The organism is Parafilimonas sp., assembly GCF_051953455.1.
GTDB lineage: Bacteria > Bacteroidota > Bacteroidia > Chitinophagales > Chitinophagaceae > Parafilimonas.
Window position 1 is genome coordinate 284323 of sequence record NZ_JBQCIT010000031.1, and the last position, 14834, is coordinate 299156.

Annotated in this window: 16 protein-coding genes; 7 read left to right on the plus strand and 9 right to left on the minus strand. The window is 41.0% G+C overall.

Annotation, left to right across the window (positions count from 1 at the left end):
• Positions 1–55 precede the first annotated feature (55 nt).
• From ACTHN6_RS12990 to ACTHN6_RS13000, 3 genes are all read left to right on the plus strand, one after another.
• Positions 56–691 carry a hypothetical protein gene (locus tag ACTHN6_RS12990; RefSeq protein ID WP_440436198.1) on the plus strand — a complete coding sequence of 212 codons (636 nt, stop codon included), beginning with the start codon at positions 56–58 and terminating at the stop codon, positions 689–691.
• Positions 692–776: 85 nt separating this feature from the next.
• Positions 777–1418: a hypothetical protein gene (locus ACTHN6_RS12995; RefSeq protein ID WP_440436199.1), complete on the plus strand. Its 642-nt coding sequence runs from the start codon at positions 777–779 to the stop codon at positions 1416–1418.
• A 140-nt stretch (positions 1419–1558) separates the two neighbouring features.
• A complete protein-coding gene (locus tag ACTHN6_RS13000) occupies positions 1559–1975 on the plus strand; it encodes an EthD family reductase (protein ID WP_440436200.1) in 417 nt (138 codons plus the stop codon).
• Between the two features lie 476 nt (positions 1976–2451).
• On the opposite strand, the gene ACTHN6_RS13005 is transcribed toward ACTHN6_RS13000, so the two are convergent.
• Positions 2452–2805 (minus strand): dimethylsulfonioproprionate lyase family protein, encoded by a 354-nt coding sequence (locus ACTHN6_RS13005; RefSeq protein WP_440436201.1) that lies wholly within the window; start codon positions 2803–2805, stop codon positions 2452–2454.
• Positions 2806–2829: 24 nt separating this feature from the next.
• On the minus strand, positions 2830–3240 hold the full coding sequence (locus tag ACTHN6_RS13010; RefSeq protein ID WP_440436202.1) for a DoxX family membrane protein: 411 nt from the start codon (positions 3238–3240) through the stop codon (positions 2830–2832).
• A gap of 254 nt (positions 3241–3494) precedes the next feature.
• Here ACTHN6_RS13010 and ACTHN6_RS13015 point away from each other — a divergent pair, with 254 nt between their 5' ends.
• Both ACTHN6_RS13015 and ACTHN6_RS13020 read left to right on the plus strand, forming a co-directional pair.
• A complete protein-coding gene (locus tag ACTHN6_RS13015) occupies positions 3495–4049 on the plus strand; it encodes an alpha/beta hydrolase (RefSeq protein WP_440436203.1) in 555 nt (184 codons plus the stop codon).
• A gap of 68 nt (positions 4050–4117) precedes the next feature.
• The gene (locus ACTHN6_RS13020; RefSeq protein WP_440436204.1) at positions 4118–4558 is read left to right on the plus strand and encodes a hypothetical protein; all 441 of its coding nucleotides are present in this window, start codon (positions 4118–4120) and stop codon (positions 4556–4558) included.
• 154 nt (positions 4559–4712) lie between these two features.
• Here ACTHN6_RS13020 and ACTHN6_RS13025 read toward each other — a convergent pair whose 3' ends face one another.
• On the minus strand, positions 4713–5207 hold the full coding sequence (locus tag ACTHN6_RS13025; protein ID WP_440436205.1) for a hypothetical protein: 495 nt from the start codon (positions 5205–5207) through the stop codon (positions 4713–4715).
• A gap of 56 nt (positions 5208–5263) precedes the next feature.
• Here ACTHN6_RS13025 and ACTHN6_RS13030 point away from each other — a divergent pair, with 56 nt between their 5' ends.
• A complete protein-coding gene (locus tag ACTHN6_RS13030) occupies positions 5264–6604 on the plus strand; it encodes a hypothetical protein (RefSeq protein WP_440436206.1) in 1341 nt (446 codons plus the stop codon).
• Between the two features lie 396 nt (positions 6605–7000).
• Here the strand turns inward: ACTHN6_RS13030 and ACTHN6_RS13035 are convergent, their stop codons facing one another.
• The 6 genes from ACTHN6_RS13035 to ACTHN6_RS13060 form a co-directional block, all read right to left on the minus strand.
• A complete protein-coding gene (locus ACTHN6_RS13035; RefSeq protein ID WP_440436207.1) occupies positions 7001–7759 on the minus strand; it encodes a hypothetical protein in 759 nt (252 codons plus the stop codon).
• Positions 7760–7939: 180 nt separating this feature from the next.
• A complete protein-coding gene (locus tag ACTHN6_RS13040) occupies positions 7940–8785 on the minus strand; it encodes an HXXEE domain-containing protein (RefSeq protein WP_440436208.1) in 846 nt (281 codons plus the stop codon).
• Positions 8786–8975: 190 nt separating this feature from the next.
• The gene (locus ACTHN6_RS13045) at positions 8976–10001 is read right to left on the minus strand and encodes an ABC transporter permease (RefSeq protein ID WP_440436209.1); all 1026 of its coding nucleotides are present in this window, start codon (positions 9999–10001) and stop codon (positions 8976–8978) included.
• Positions 9940–10953 (minus strand): ABC transporter ATP-binding protein, encoded by a 1014-nt coding sequence (locus ACTHN6_RS13050; RefSeq protein WP_440436210.1) that lies wholly within the window; start codon positions 10951–10953, stop codon positions 9940–9942. The genes ACTHN6_RS13045 and ACTHN6_RS13050 overlap by 62 nt, the downstream gene beginning before the upstream one ends.
• Positions 10954–10957: 4 nt before the next feature.
• A complete protein-coding gene (locus ACTHN6_RS13055; RefSeq protein ID WP_440436211.1) occupies positions 10958–11824 on the minus strand; it encodes a COG1470 family protein in 867 nt (288 codons plus the stop codon).
• A gap of 237 nt (positions 11825–12061) precedes the next feature.
• A complete protein-coding gene (locus ACTHN6_RS13060) occupies positions 12062–13705 on the minus strand; it encodes a hypothetical protein (RefSeq protein WP_440436212.1) in 1644 nt (547 codons plus the stop codon).
• A gap of 161 nt (positions 13706–13866) precedes the next feature.
• Between ACTHN6_RS13060 and ACTHN6_RS13065 the strand changes: the two genes are divergently transcribed.
• Positions 13867–14619 carry an SDR family NAD(P)-dependent oxidoreductase gene (locus ACTHN6_RS13065; protein WP_440436213.1) on the plus strand — a complete coding sequence of 251 codons (753 nt, stop codon included), beginning with the start codon at positions 13867–13869 and terminating at the stop codon, positions 14617–14619.
• The last annotated feature ends 215 nt before the right edge of the window (positions 14620–14834 follow it).

A 14834-nucleotide genomic window follows, 5' to 3' on the forward strand; every position in this document is an offset into this window, starting at 1 on the left:
CGCAAATGCAGGTAATTTAAGACTTATGTATATTTATGAATTGTAATCAATTCTAATGAAACCTCAACTAATTGTAACCGGGCTGGTTTTGGCAGTCATTATTTTCTATGTTTTATGGACAAGAGTTAGAAAATCAGAATCACGGCCAGATACTGATACAAGACAACCATTGCAAACATCATTGCCAACACAAACAAAGCAAAACGACAAACTTGTTATAGTAAAGGGTATTTCGCACCCTGAATTAAAACAGGTATTAACAGGCTCTTGCAATATGTACAACAAAGAAAGCTTGCAGGCTCAACCGCGACTGGTAAAACTCACAGAACAAGTTTTTGCGATTACATTTCCTTATGACATAAACTTTGATATCTTCTGTTATTTCATCAACTATATTAAATACCCAATGGAACTAAAATGGTCGCCGGACGTTACAGCATGGGCAACAACCAAAAGCAGCGACACCTGGATAACGGAAAATAGTACCAACCAGAAGGTAATGCTCTTTGTACCAACTGACGACACAGAACAGGATAATGTTTATATGACGACACAAGATAATATCGGTTATAAAATTGGCTTTGCTATGGGAGAAGAACATCAACTTCTTGATAAGGCTAAAAAACATTATGTGCAACCTGCCATAGAAATTTTAAACTTGACAAATGAGGAATTTGAAGATTATAAGTGACAAAAACGCTGCTTACAAACCCACCCAAAAACCTGTTCGCCAGCCTGCATTTACTATGATACCTCTCAAACTTTTATCTTTCATAATGTTGACATTTGTTGCTTGTTCATCACCTCAACAAAGCAGTTTACCGTTAGACAGTTTGCAGGAAGCAGAACGGCAAGGCGCCACGCACTATGCAGACCTTTACCCTTTGGTAATCCAGGATCTTGAGAAAAAGCATGTTACGGAAAATGGCAATTATTACATGCTGACACGATTCTCCGACAGTACCGTTAAAATAACCTGGGGCAACGATACTGTAAAACGGATCTATGACACGCCACTTGATTTAATGTTTGCAGAAAGCTTAAGAATAAAGTGGGATAATAAAGATTATTTGATTTTAGATTATAACACAGGCTCGGGTAGCTGGTTGAATTTGGAAATGCCGTTGAACAATAAAGAACAAGTGCAGGAGTTTAATAATGGACTTTATTTTGACAAAGCACACAACTTATTCGTAACAGAAGCGTTGTCAGATACGGTGTTAGTAGTACATAATTTAAAAACAGGGGCAATGCAATTTATCATTGAAAAAGATAAGCCATGTGATGCGGCAAACAATGATGCCTGTTTGGGCACCGTAACCATCAGCAATAAAATACTTTGCTATAAGTGGACAACCCCACATAAGTACGGTGATAAAAAGAGCAGCATTAAAAAACGCGTTCGGGTGACAATATAAAACGCCCGCCGGAAATCGTACAATACAGGCGTCAATAACAGCAATTCAGAGTTGCGTATATTTATCTCATGTTAGCAGTTACCTGCAGCAGTCAAACACCGGTCATCTAACCATTCATTTTCCATCATAAACAAAGACAAATGACTAAACTACAATTTCTCTTACTATGCTTCACCGTAACAGCTGTAACGGCCTGCCAGACAAGCCGGCCAACCAGTACGGCCATTCCAAAGCGCGGCATGTTTAAAGTGATGATACTTTACCCGGCCGGGGAAAATACGAGCTTCGACATGGATTATTATGAACAAAACCACATGCCGATGGTGGCAGGGTTTATAGGAAAGAACCTGGCTTTTTATGAAATTGATAAAGGTATATCCGGCCGTACAGCCGATGGCAAAGCCCCTTTTACAGCTGTAGGCTATTTTTATGTGCATGATGTGACCGAATACAATAAAGCAATTGAGCAAAACATAGATACCATCCGCAGCGACATAAAAAAGTATACCAATATCCAGCCTACTATTCAAATAAGTGAAATTAAACAGTGGCGATAGGATGGCCGGCCGGCATTTACCTTCTGCGAGGTAAGAACCTGCTGTAAACCTCATTCAGTATTAACCCTAAAACTGTAAATTTTTTCAGTATAAGACACATTTTTTCCAAAAACCCTTTCTTCGTTTCTCCTTCGTACCATGTTCGCCTTGCTTACCCCCACAGCGAAGATGGAGCGAACGAGGTACGGACGAGGCGCAGGCGATTGCCACCTACTGGCGCAAACATAAGTCGCAGAGCTTTTGAGCGCAGCTACGTGTGCCTTGCACGCAACGTTTAAATAGGTATAAGCACAAGTACCAACAGCACAATCCATTGCTACTTATACTTGCGCCAGTGTTCATAAATTTTTAAACGATTATAATTAACGGTTGAAACAAATTACAAGATTGCCTACATGAAACCGCGATGTCCTTTTCCTGCACAAAGCAGGGCCAGGAGACATTGCGGGTAAGCAAATCATTTTCCAGTACCAGCTTTATAAAAGCTCCACTTCTTCCGGTAACATAAAAAATATGACGCACCCTTTTTCTGATGTAACAGCGTGTTTAAATCCCGGTGGTGTATAGAGATAATCGCCTGCAGCAAGTTTGGCATCGTTAAAATAAGCTTCGCCTTCCAAAACAAAAGCTTCCTCACCGGCGGGATGATTGTGATAAGGATAGGAAGCGCCGGGTTCAAACTTTAATTTAATCGTGGTGGATCGTCCTTTTTCTTCATTATACAGCAACGATTGCACCCATACGCCTTTATAATGCACGCCTTTTTCTATAAGCGGTTCCCATGTTTTTGCTGATGTTTTTACAATGTAATCCTGGATGTTTGTTTTCATGATCTATGTGTTTTATTCAATTAATTATTGTGATAAAAGCCGGTCGATACTCCACCTGTAAGACGGCAAAGTGGACAATAAAAATGCACCGGCACTAAAAGCAAATACGGAATAATCCAAGGGTTCTTTAATGCCGGATGATATGGCCATGGCAACTGCAAACAATAAGGTTAATATGGCAGTGCCTGTGGCCGCATAACGCGTTTGATAACCGAAAAGCAGCAATAGCGCTAAAATGGTTTCAAGTATGGTGCTTATAACGGCTACAACAGGTATAAAGCTTTGTGGCAAAAAGGAGTTCACCTGTGCCGTATACTGCAAAAAGCCCTGCCAACCGGCGGCGTTTTTATAAAAAATATTGAGGCGGCTTGCCACTGCTGATAAGAAGCCGGCAGACAGCGATAAGCGGAGTAATAAAGAAGCAATGTTCGTCATTTTTGTATTGTTTTATGAATGATGATTACAGTTGCAAAATTCACCAGGGCATGCTTAAATAAGAATAGAGAATCCCGGGAAAAGCATGTAATATTTCAAATAAAAACATGCCTTCATAGTTGAAGTAAAGCGATGAATGAAGCAGCACCTGGCATCAAAATAAAACTGGCTATTTTTGACCGGGTGGAAAAAACAACCGTTCAAAACGATAACGGGTATAATAACCTGGACATTTAACCTATAAAAACAAAACGATGCACCTAAAGCAGGTATTATTTATACAGGGCGGCGGCAATGGCGGTTATGAAGCAGATGCAACATTGGTGGCCGCATTGCAAACAGAACTGGGCAAGGATTATACAGTGCATTATCCCCGCATGCTTCCTGATGAAACCGTTGAAGATTTTGTTCCGCAATGGTTGAATACAATGGAAAAAGAGATCGCTTCTTTTGAAGACGGGGTTATTGTGGCAGGGCATTCGCTCGGCGCTTCCATGTTGCTGAAATATCTTTCAGAATATAAAGACGGTAAAAATATTACAGGCGTTTTTCTTATGGCGCCGCCTTTCTGGAGCGGCACGGAAGACTGGGTGCAACCGCTCAAACTAAAGAAAGATTTTGCAGCAAAACTTCCGGCAAATACGCCTTTGTTTTTCTATCAGTGCAAAGACGATGAAGTTGTTCCCTATCAACATTTCACCATTTACCAGCAACAGGTGCCGTGGGCTGTTTTCCGCGAAACAGGCAACGGCGGGCATCAGTTCACTAACGGCCTGGCATTAGTGGCCCGTGATATAAAAGGGATATAGAATAACATCGCCAGGCCAGGCTGATTATTATTCAAACTAAACAAGTGGAAAATGAAATCAGGATCACCATGGCTCATCAAATCAGTTTTAACCTTACACATTATGTTTCTGTAGGTTTATTGGGCGATTCGTCTGGTTACCTTGCCGTAGCGGTTCATTCGGCACATATCACAGACCCTGTTGCTGCAAAGGCCTCTTATGAAGTATTGCAAATGCTTGCTTTTATGTTTGGCATCCCTTTAAGCTTCGCCGCACTATTAAGCGGCCTGTGGCTAACCTTCATCACCAAATGGAAATTGTTTAAATACCCCTGGGTGATGGTTAAATTCACGCTGATTATTTCAGTGATCCTGGTGGGCGCATTCGTATTAAAAGGCGGAATGGAGGCCATGCTGAATGGTACAGGCGGTGCAGAAACTAAACTTATAGCCGGCGCTATTTATGATGTAGTTGCCTTAATAGTCGCCACTACACTCGGCGTATTCAGGCCGTGGAAGCCATTGGGTTAGCATGAATGATAAAGTATTCATGCATTCATAGTATGCGCTGTACTGGCACAAGTATAAGTCGTATAGCTTTTGAGCCCAGGATATAATCACAAGTACCAACAGCAAATCCATTGCTACGCACACTTGCGCCAGGTACAAGAGTATATAAACACCATTAACTAACGGTTGCTTCAGACAATCTCATTTCCTTTTTCCGGTAATACTTATCCGCCATGAATGATATAGGCAAAGTGAATACAACTGTAAATATCAAAATGCCTATTACCGTATCGATTGTAAAAACAAAAGGCTTTTTCGGAAATGCGGTCAGCGGCATAACAATAAAAGTCATGACAGACTGGGCAAACAGCGCGTATAAAAAGCCATTCAAAAATTTGTTTGGTAAAACTTTTTTAACTGCCGGATAAACCAGGAAATAAAATAGCGTAAACAGAAAAGAAATAAAATAATGAATAAAAACGCCGAGCAACAACACTGCCTTCCCGCTTGCAAAAGCTCTTTCTAATCCTATGGCGCCACCGGCAATAGCATAGAACATTTTAGACGGGAAGTTGCCCGTACGAATGGTTTGGTCTACATGTGCAGAAATAATATCCAGTGTGCCTGCCACTAATGTAGTGAGCAGTACCGCTTGCCAAAATCGGTTCATTTGATAAAAGTTTAATGATTAGTTTTATTTGATTACGGTTTCAAAAATGGATGTATATGCCTGGATTTTTGCTTCAAAACCCGTTCAAAAGCCATTCAAACAGCAACCAAACGGGTTTGAGTGATAAAGAGCTGGTAAAAATTTGCCTTGCCGAGATTAGTCATAAGTCCGGTTATGCAGATGCTAAAGCACTACGGCAGCGCGACTTTGAATTTTTATCCAACGAGATTGAAAACAGTACCGGCGTACTCATCAGCATTTCTACCATCAAACGCTTATTGAACGGGCAGTTTAATCATTTACCACAGGCCGCCACGCTAAATGCCATCACTGCTTATCTGGGGTATGGAAGCTGGCAGGAATTCAGGAAAATTAAACAGCAGGAAACTGGCCTGGGCACCACTAATGGAACGGTGAATCGAAAAAAAAGAAAATTCCGGTTTTCCTACAGAATTTTCATCCCTGTAATTGCAGTCACTCTTTTCCTGTTAAGTGCCTCGCTGGTCTATCTTTTAAAACCTGGAAATGTTGAAGAAAAGGATGTTTCATTTTCAGTGAAGAAAACAACAAGTAACGATATTCCAAACACTGTAGTGTTTACGTATGATGTTACTAAGGTAAATGGTGATAGCTTTTTTATTCAGCAATCATGGGACAGGGACAGGCGGGTGAAAATTGAAAAAAACAAACATACGCTTACTGATATTTACTATGAACCCGGCTATCACAATGCAAAGCTGATGGTGAACGATCAAGTGGTTAAAACAATTGATGTTAGTATTCCAACCAAAGGATGGTTCTTTTTTAGTAAGCCGGGATTGTTTAAGGGTTTACCTTCCCGTATAACACCAAAGATGCCGGTAAAAAATGGCGTGCTATCATTAACGCGTGATGATATTGTCGCCAGCAAAGTAAATCCTGAACTGCCTAACTTTTATTACTATACTTTATTTCCTGAAGCATGTAACGTAGAATCCGACAATTTTATATTGAAGGCGAGGATAAGGTTTAAGGCGGTTAATAATGTAACGTGCCCGATGATTATGCCTGAAATATGCGAACAGAGCAATTCACTTTATTTTTTCACTACGCTTCCCGGCTGCACCAGCAACACCGGCGTAAATGTTGGTGAGCATTTATTAAATGGTAAAACAACGGATTTGTCTTCTTTCGGTGTGGATATCTACCAGTGGCAGGATATGGAAGTGATTGTACAGAATAAAACAGCGCGGATTTTTATAGGTAACCGGGAAATATTTTCAGCCGCTTACACAAGATCGGGCGGCCTTATTACAGGCCTGACGTTTACGTCAAATGGTCTTTGCGAGATTGACGACATTTCTCTCAGGGGAACAGATGGAAAAGTAGTGTATGAAAATGATTTTGAACAACAATAAGCAATATTGAATAATTCATTTTAAAATAATTATCAGTAAAACTTTCAGTCCAGCAAGCGGCCGATGCGCTAAACGCCTTCCATTTGCCAGCGCATATTGATGTTGTTTGTTTCTTTACAAAAATTAAGAGGTGCAAATGATTGGGCATTATTGCAAACGCTTCGATTTCATTTCCCTTAGTGATGCGTATATTAAACCGCTTAAAAATCTCATCATACAGGCTTGTCATTTCAAATAAATGAAGCCAATTCTTACATTGTGAACGTACAGAAGCGTTTGAACATTTCTGTTTACGTTAGTTGGATTGGCATTTATAATAATAAAAGTTATTGTGCAGAATAATGCATAGCCTGATTGAGCGAGACGATACTTAATAATCGTTCCCATAGAGAACGATTATTCAAAATACAACAGCAACGCCATGCCACTAAAGGCAAGACATTCAAACATGCTTACAATTTCGTTTGGATCTGTTGATGTATCCATGGTAACGGCTCTTGGTATATGTAACAGGATGAGCCACAAAAACAACATGGTGCCCGCCAAAAGCGCCACCGGCTTTCTTTTAATATTGGTGATGAAGGAAAGCCCTGCACCTATTAATGCAATGCCGGCAACATACGTCCAGAACAATGCACCCGGTATCCAGGCGGGAACCAATGTTTTTACAAGATCAGTATATAAAAAATGATCTATGCCGAATAGCAATAACATCAACCCAAAAAAACATCTTCCCAAAAAAGATGTCTTATATAATGTATGCATAAAACCGGTATTTGCATTGCCGGGAAAGGCACGGGCAACTATCAATGCACCACCGCAAAGTGCCAGCAGTTTCAAAGCATCTGTCCATGCACCTAACACGTTTATCATGTTGGTTAACCTGTTCGGTAAATGACCGCCTACAAAAAATAAAAACAATACCAGTGCGAGCAGCAGTGCAGTTGTATGTACATATTTACCAAAGGCTATCAATAATCCCGTTATTAAAAGAAAGACGCCTGTTACGTACACAAGCACGCTTAAATGCATTGTAGCCGCAGGCGGCACGGGTAAAATTACCGGCCTGAACCCGGGATAAAAAAAATGCAGTGCACCAATGCCTGCAATACCTGCGCCATAAAAAATACGGGCAGTTAATTTTAAATTATGCATAAGCTTGTTTAATAGGTTGCAACGATTCCGGTTCAAGATAAATAAAACGGCTGACTGTTTTCCGCCCATTGCTATAAACAAACCGGCAAATAAGTTTTAATGTACAGTTTATAAAGCCTGGCGCCCTTTATTTACCTTGTCAATATGTACAGGCCTGGCTATTGTTGCCGCATCGAATGTTTAGTTATTAGCTCTTGTTTTTTTGTCTTGCGGCAGTAAGTTTCGTTGTTCAAAAATATATTTTGTGTTTTTGTCTGCACACCAGTCAATAAGTTTAAGTATCCCAACAACGTTTAATACTACACCTAATGGAATGCCAATAAAATAGTCAAGGCTGGTTGCCAGGTTCTCTTTGTGGATAATTGAAAAGAAGAAAAAAATGCCAGGTGCAAAAAACAGCCAGGATGTTGCCAGGCCAGCATTATAAATGGTCTTTCCCTTTATGTTAAAAACTATCGTATGTGCAATTATATTGCCTAACGATATAAGGATTGTTGCAATACCCAGCCAAATTGCTTTCTCTGCAAAAAAAGCTGCAAGAAAATAAGTTGTCCAGCCCACCAGAACATTTACGTAAACGGATGTGTTTGTATTAAGAGGAAATCTGTCTGGCAAATCACTATTATACATTACACGATTAACCATTCCCGGAAAAGTCCCAACAATTCTATACTCCTCCAATTGATGGAATAAAAGAGAAACTAAACTTAACCACATTACAACCTGGTAATCTGACAAATCCTTAAAGTGTTTGTACACAATGGTTAAAATCAATATTGAAATTAGTCCTCCTACGTCATACCAATGTTTTCTTATGAAATTCATTTTTTCTGTGGTTGTCGTTTTACAATTCTGGTATATAGCTTTAACCCTTGTTTGTCTTTGCCAAATGCTTATTAAAAAAAGATGTGGAAGATAATTACTAATGTTGAAGAGCTTAATGTCTGATGAGCGCAAAAGCTGAGAAGAATTATGACCCATTCTGGAAAAATTATCTGGAATATCCGCCCTCTGTATAGCCTCCATACTAACGCTGCGGTATTTACAAGCCTCCAGTTGCATGCTTCTTATAGTGATATTTATTGCACTTCCCACGAAGCGTAAACCAAATACTGGTGCTGTTTGGCCACAGACCTCTATCAAACAGTGTAAAGTTTATTCCGTTTATTCCTGCGCCAAAAGATAATTGTGTAACCGTGCATAACATTTTACGCCATCAGTTCCTTATCTCCCTGCGCATAAACAAATAATACGACCAGGCAAAACATACAACGGTAGCTGCTATCAATCCACTTACCTGCGGCCACACAATCATCAGGCTTTCTTTAAACGGCAGCGGGGAAGGAATAGCGCCGGCCAATTGCTCCATGGTAAGCGGGCCAAGGCTTCTCACCGAGGGCATGAGCAGCGTGGTTACTGCATCGGTATAAAGCCTGCCCGGCGCCAGCCTCAGCATATTCAATACAATATTGTTGTAATAAAGTGTTTGTCCGGGTGAAATAAAAGCAGGGTTAGGTAACAGCCCTTTGGCGATCATGTTTACAATCATCTGGTAAAAAATGGTAAAGAATAACCAGATGCCAATGGCCGTTAACGCCGATGTTGCAGCCTGCTTAAATTTTACAGACAGCAAAATGGAGAGACTTAACCAGAAGGCAACATAAACAATGCTCAATGCCATAAAAGAAAGGATGCGCAGTATTTCTTCCGGCTCAATGCGCACACCGGCAATGAATAAGCCGCCGCCAATCATTAATAAAACAAGCGAAAAGAACAGGGTGCTTACAATGATCAATGCACTTATAAATTTTGACAGCAATACATTATCCCTGTAAACAGGCTGCGCCATGAGCCGTATAAGCGTACCGCTGTTTTGTTCTGAATTGATGGCATCAAACCCCAAACCAATACCTAATAAAGGCCCTAGGAAATTAAGGAACACATGAAATGGCGGCAATGTGCCATCGGTGGTGGTTAATAATTTCAAATAAAGAAAAAGATGATCGGGATCTTTTGCATTGGCCACAGCCGTTGCTATGTTGCTTAATGAAACATACATCGATCCCAAAAAAGTAAGCACAATTAAAGCCAGCAATACAGTAAAGCGCCAGCTTCGTATATGATCGGCAATTTCTTTATGCACCATTACCCGGAACGGGTTTATAGCCGTGTGTGGCTGGTTACTGCTTATTTTTTTGAAGAAAGGATTTTTGAAAGAAAAATCCGGAGTTTTCATCTGCATTCTCTGTTAGATTGTTTTCAAAATATTTTTGATAAATTTCATCGAGGCCATATTCTTTTTGCTGCACACCGGTTATATCAAAATGCTCCTTCACAAAAAAGCGTACGATATCCGGCGTTATATCCTGTGAGCAGGCAACCTCAATACGGTTACCGTTAATTGCAACCTTCTTTACCGCTTCCAGCTGCAGCAAGGCAGGCTCCAGGTTCCAGGGTGTTGCAACCGGTTCTTTTAAAGTTATATCCACCACATAATTTTCTTCGGCAAATAAATTGCGAGACAGTTTATCAAGGTTACCTTCTACCAACAGTTTGCCGCCCACAAAAATGCCCACCCTGTCGCACACCTGCTGCACCTGGTGCAGGTGATGCGAAGACAACAACACCGTTAATCCCTGCTGGCGGCTTAGCTGCCGTATTAAAGCAAGAAACTCTTTTACGCCGCTGGGATCAAGGCCGAGTGTTGGCTCATCGAGTATAATAACTTCAGGCTGTTTAATCAGCACATCGGCAAGGCCAAGCCGCTGTTTCATACCGCGGGAAAAAGTGCCGGCCTTTTTATTCATATCAGCACCCAGGCCTACCTCCTTCAGCATATCATGCGCCCTTTCTTTTACTTCAGCTTCAACAACGCCATTCAGCCTTGCGATATAGAGCAGGTTTTCCAGCGCCGTCATACCATCATAAAAGCCCACACTATCCGGCATATAACCCACCTTTCGTTTAACGGCAATTGGGTTGGCGGTGGCATTATAACCGCAAACGTAAGCGGTGCCGCCAGTAGGTTCTGTAAGCCCCATCATCATTAATATGGCTGTGGTTTTGCCAGCACCATTCGGGCCGAGCAGTCCGAATATTTCGCCTTTGCTTATCCCGAGATTAAGATCATCAACTGCTTTGAGATTACCATAGCATTTGGTTAATCCCTGCAACTGTATTACAGCATTTTCCATAATCTTATCTCCTTCCGTATTTGCGAATGAGGCGGTATACAAGGAATACAGCCAGCAGGATCACTATAATGCCAATCCAGCCGGAGAGTATGGAAGTTTTAACCGTCATCCTGAAGGTGGCATCGGAACTGGCATTACTGTTTTTGGCAGTGAATACAGTTACATAATCACCGGCAATGGTTTTATCAGGCACTGTTAAGGTTGCCGTTACATCAGCCGTTTTACCGGGCTCTACTTGTGCTATTTTGGAAGGCTCAAAGCTCGCCTGCCATTTGGCAGGTGTTTGTGCCGAAAGATCAATTTCTTTTAAAGGAATGGTTCCGGTATTCGCTACCACAAGATGAATTTCTCTTTTGCTGCCTTCGGTTATATCATCGCTTAAAAGCCCGGTTGGAGTTGAAAGATTGATGCCATAAGCGCCTTTTACCACCGCCTGCAGGTTTAGCCGCAGCGTATCTTTTGAAGAGATGGCCATCACCGGTATATTGTACCTGGCAGGCTTTGCCACCTGGCTGGCATTTATTTCAATACTTATATCCTGCGTTTTGCCGGCATCAACACTTACAGAAGATACCTGGCTGCCCATAGTGCGGAATGCAATGAGCCACCCCTCGGGCACCTGCGCATATAAATCGTATATGCGTGTTTCCGGAGAACCATTGTGCAGGTTTGCGTTGTAACGGAATGTTTCACTAACGGCCGCCTCAATATTTATAAGGTTTGAAGTGAACGAAGATGGCGCTGAAGCACCCGCGGTTGTTTGTGCTGATAACGGTAGAAAAAAACATAAGCCTGCAAACAGGAAAAAACAAATGAGTAAACTGAAGGGGCGCATACCGCGCCGGCTGATAATTGTAGATTCTGCGAACATACCTTAATAAATAAAAATTATTATGATTGAAATAATAGCTTCATTTATTATATAAGCAGCTTTTACGTTATAAAGGCAAAAGCAGTTTATTGCAGCAGTGTTTGCAATTTTGTGCCGCCAAGGTAATAAAGCAGGGATATTAAAAAAATGTGCGGCTGATAGTTTTAAGAAAATTTTTAATGATCAGAACAACGGGTTCAGCACAACTATTTTAAAAACAGCGAAGTCAATAGGGATTTAGTTACTGCTTCCGTTATCAAAGCTTAACACCAGCTTTTGATTATATGGTTGTATAAGAAAAGTTTTATCACTTTTATCTTTTTCAAAGCTGCCCTGTTCCGCCAGCAGTTTATAATTGGTGCCTTCAAATGCTGCACTTATATGTTTTGGGTTGATGTCTGTAAAAGGCAATATTTTATTTTCCGCAGCTTTAAAATCGAGATACCATTTAAGCGATGTATTATCCATTAATGATACCTGGATTTTATCTTCTGTAAACACAAACTGTAAACTGCCGCTTGCATTTTTTAAAGGCCATGAAACGGTAAGTACACCTTTAACTTTATCTGATACGATTGGATCACCTCCGGTGAGATCGGTTTCCTTTCCATTAATAATTGCCCTGAAACGCAGGCCTGCAAAAAAATCATGGCTGCTCCATAAATAACCATCCAGTAATGGTAATGTAAAGAAAGTGCATTCATTACTTGTGGCTACTTCCGTTTCATATTTCGATGCAAGGTTTTCATTAAACAAATGTATATCTCGGAAACGCAGGTGGCCGCTATCCCACAATAAATTGACACGATAAAAACGGCTGTTGAACCAAACCGTTTTTTTGTTACCGCCAGGCAGGTCTTCAATAGCAACAACAGATGTTGGCGGGGTGAGCTTAAACTGTTCTTTAAACCATTTGCCGGATGCTGCGAGCGTTTCAACCTTTACTTTTTTCTCATCACGCAAACGTTCAATTAAAGGAAATTGCAGTTCAAGGCCTTTTGACATGGCAGGCCATGTAAAAGAATTTTCCTGCCCCGCCTGTGTATAAGCAAAGGCCATGGAAGCGCCATTTACAAATTGCTGAAAGAACCAATGCACCCATGCAGCATCGCCGCCGGCAGCCGGATATACGGGTTCTAATGTAACCACACCCTGCCGTTCATTTTCTAAACCATTATCATACTGGCGAATGGGGTCGCTGCCGAGCATTCTGAAAACAGGTACCGGTATTTGTTTATCAGCGTGCTGCGCAGGCATATAAGCATTGTGTTTGCTGGGATAATATGCCTGGTTCCAGTAACCGCCCCATAAGGTGTATCCATCTGTACCATATTGATCCTTGCAATTGGCAGAAGCAACAATGTGGTATCTTTCATACATATAATTCAAACTATGTGCATCAATAAACCACGAAGCAACCGATTGCGGATAATATCCAAATACTGACCTGAAATCTTTCATGTATCTATCCACCAGTTTTTCTCTTTCCTGCGGCGTATAACCGGTTGAAAAACCAACATCAGCATGCCAGTCCCACGGGTAACGGCCACGCCATTTCATACCTGCATTTTCAACAAGCGGTTGTGGTATTTCCCACCATGCGCCAATTTCAAAACTATCTTTTGGAAGCGCTTTTAAAAGTTTTTGATAACGCGCATCCATTAATGCATCATACTGCAGCAGAAAAGTGCCACCAAGATGATGCTTGCGCATTAATTCTATTTGCTTCACCACAGTTTGATACAATACATCTTCTGTAATGGCTGAATCTCTTGGTTCAAGCAAACGGATGAAATTAATGATGTTAACAATGCGTGGTGGCTGCGTTGTTCCTTTAAAAAAGAAAAATAATACACCAGCGCAGACAAATATTTTTTTCATTGACAAAAAACGTTTCAGCATCTTTTAAATTTATATTTATTCAGGCCGGAAACCTATGAAATGTAAACACAGTTTTAATTTAAAATTAAATCAATACCGGCAATCACTTTTGGGTTTGCCTTTTGTACAGATACACTATTCTTAATCATAAATTTTAAGCTATGTCATTATTAACAGGTAAAGTGGCCATCGTATCCGGCGCAGGCTCAGGCATTGGCAAGGCCATTGCTGAAGCCTACGCAAAAGAAGGCGCTAAAGTTATTGTTTCTGATATTAACGAAACACATGGGCAGGCAGTTACTGACGCCATTATAGAGAATGGCGGCGAAGCCTTTTTTGTGAAAGCAGATTCGTCGAAAGCGGCAAGTAATAAAAAGCTGGTGGAAGATACTGTGGCTAAATATGGCCGGCTTGATATTGCCTGTAATAATGCCGGTATAGGCGGCCCCGCCGCACCAACAGGCGCGTATGAAATTGAAGGATGGGATAAAGTGATTGCCATTAACCTGAGCGGTGTATTTTATGGCTGCCGTTACCAGATTGAACAGATGCTGAAAAACGGCGGAGGCAGCATTGTTAATATGGCTTCCATACATGGCCTGGTTGCTGCGCCGGGCAACTGTGCTTATACTGCTGCCAAACATGGAGTGGTGGGGCTTACCAAAAATATTGCGGCTGAATACGGGCAGCAAAATATTCGTTGTAATGCAGTTGGGCCGGGCTATATAAAAACACCTTTACTTGAAAATAACCTGGATGATGCCACGATGAAGGCAATAGCGGCAAAAGCCACGATGAACAGGTTAGGTACCGTAGAAGAGATTGCAGACCTTGTAGTTTTCCTGAGCTCAGACAAATCGTCTTTTACTACAGGCAGCTATATTATTGCTGATGGCGGGTATACTGCTATTTAGTATTAATAATGTTTAATAAGGTGCTTATTTATTACGCTAACGAGTTGTTAGCGATCAACAGGAAAATAATCAGCGGGCACTTAATTATGTTTCAATAAAATAATTATTGAAACATATAAACAACTGCTGCTATCAAAGCAATATTCATCTGAAAAGATAACAATAGCTGATAAACAAAAACTGCGAAGCTTTTACACTTCGCAGTTTATATATTT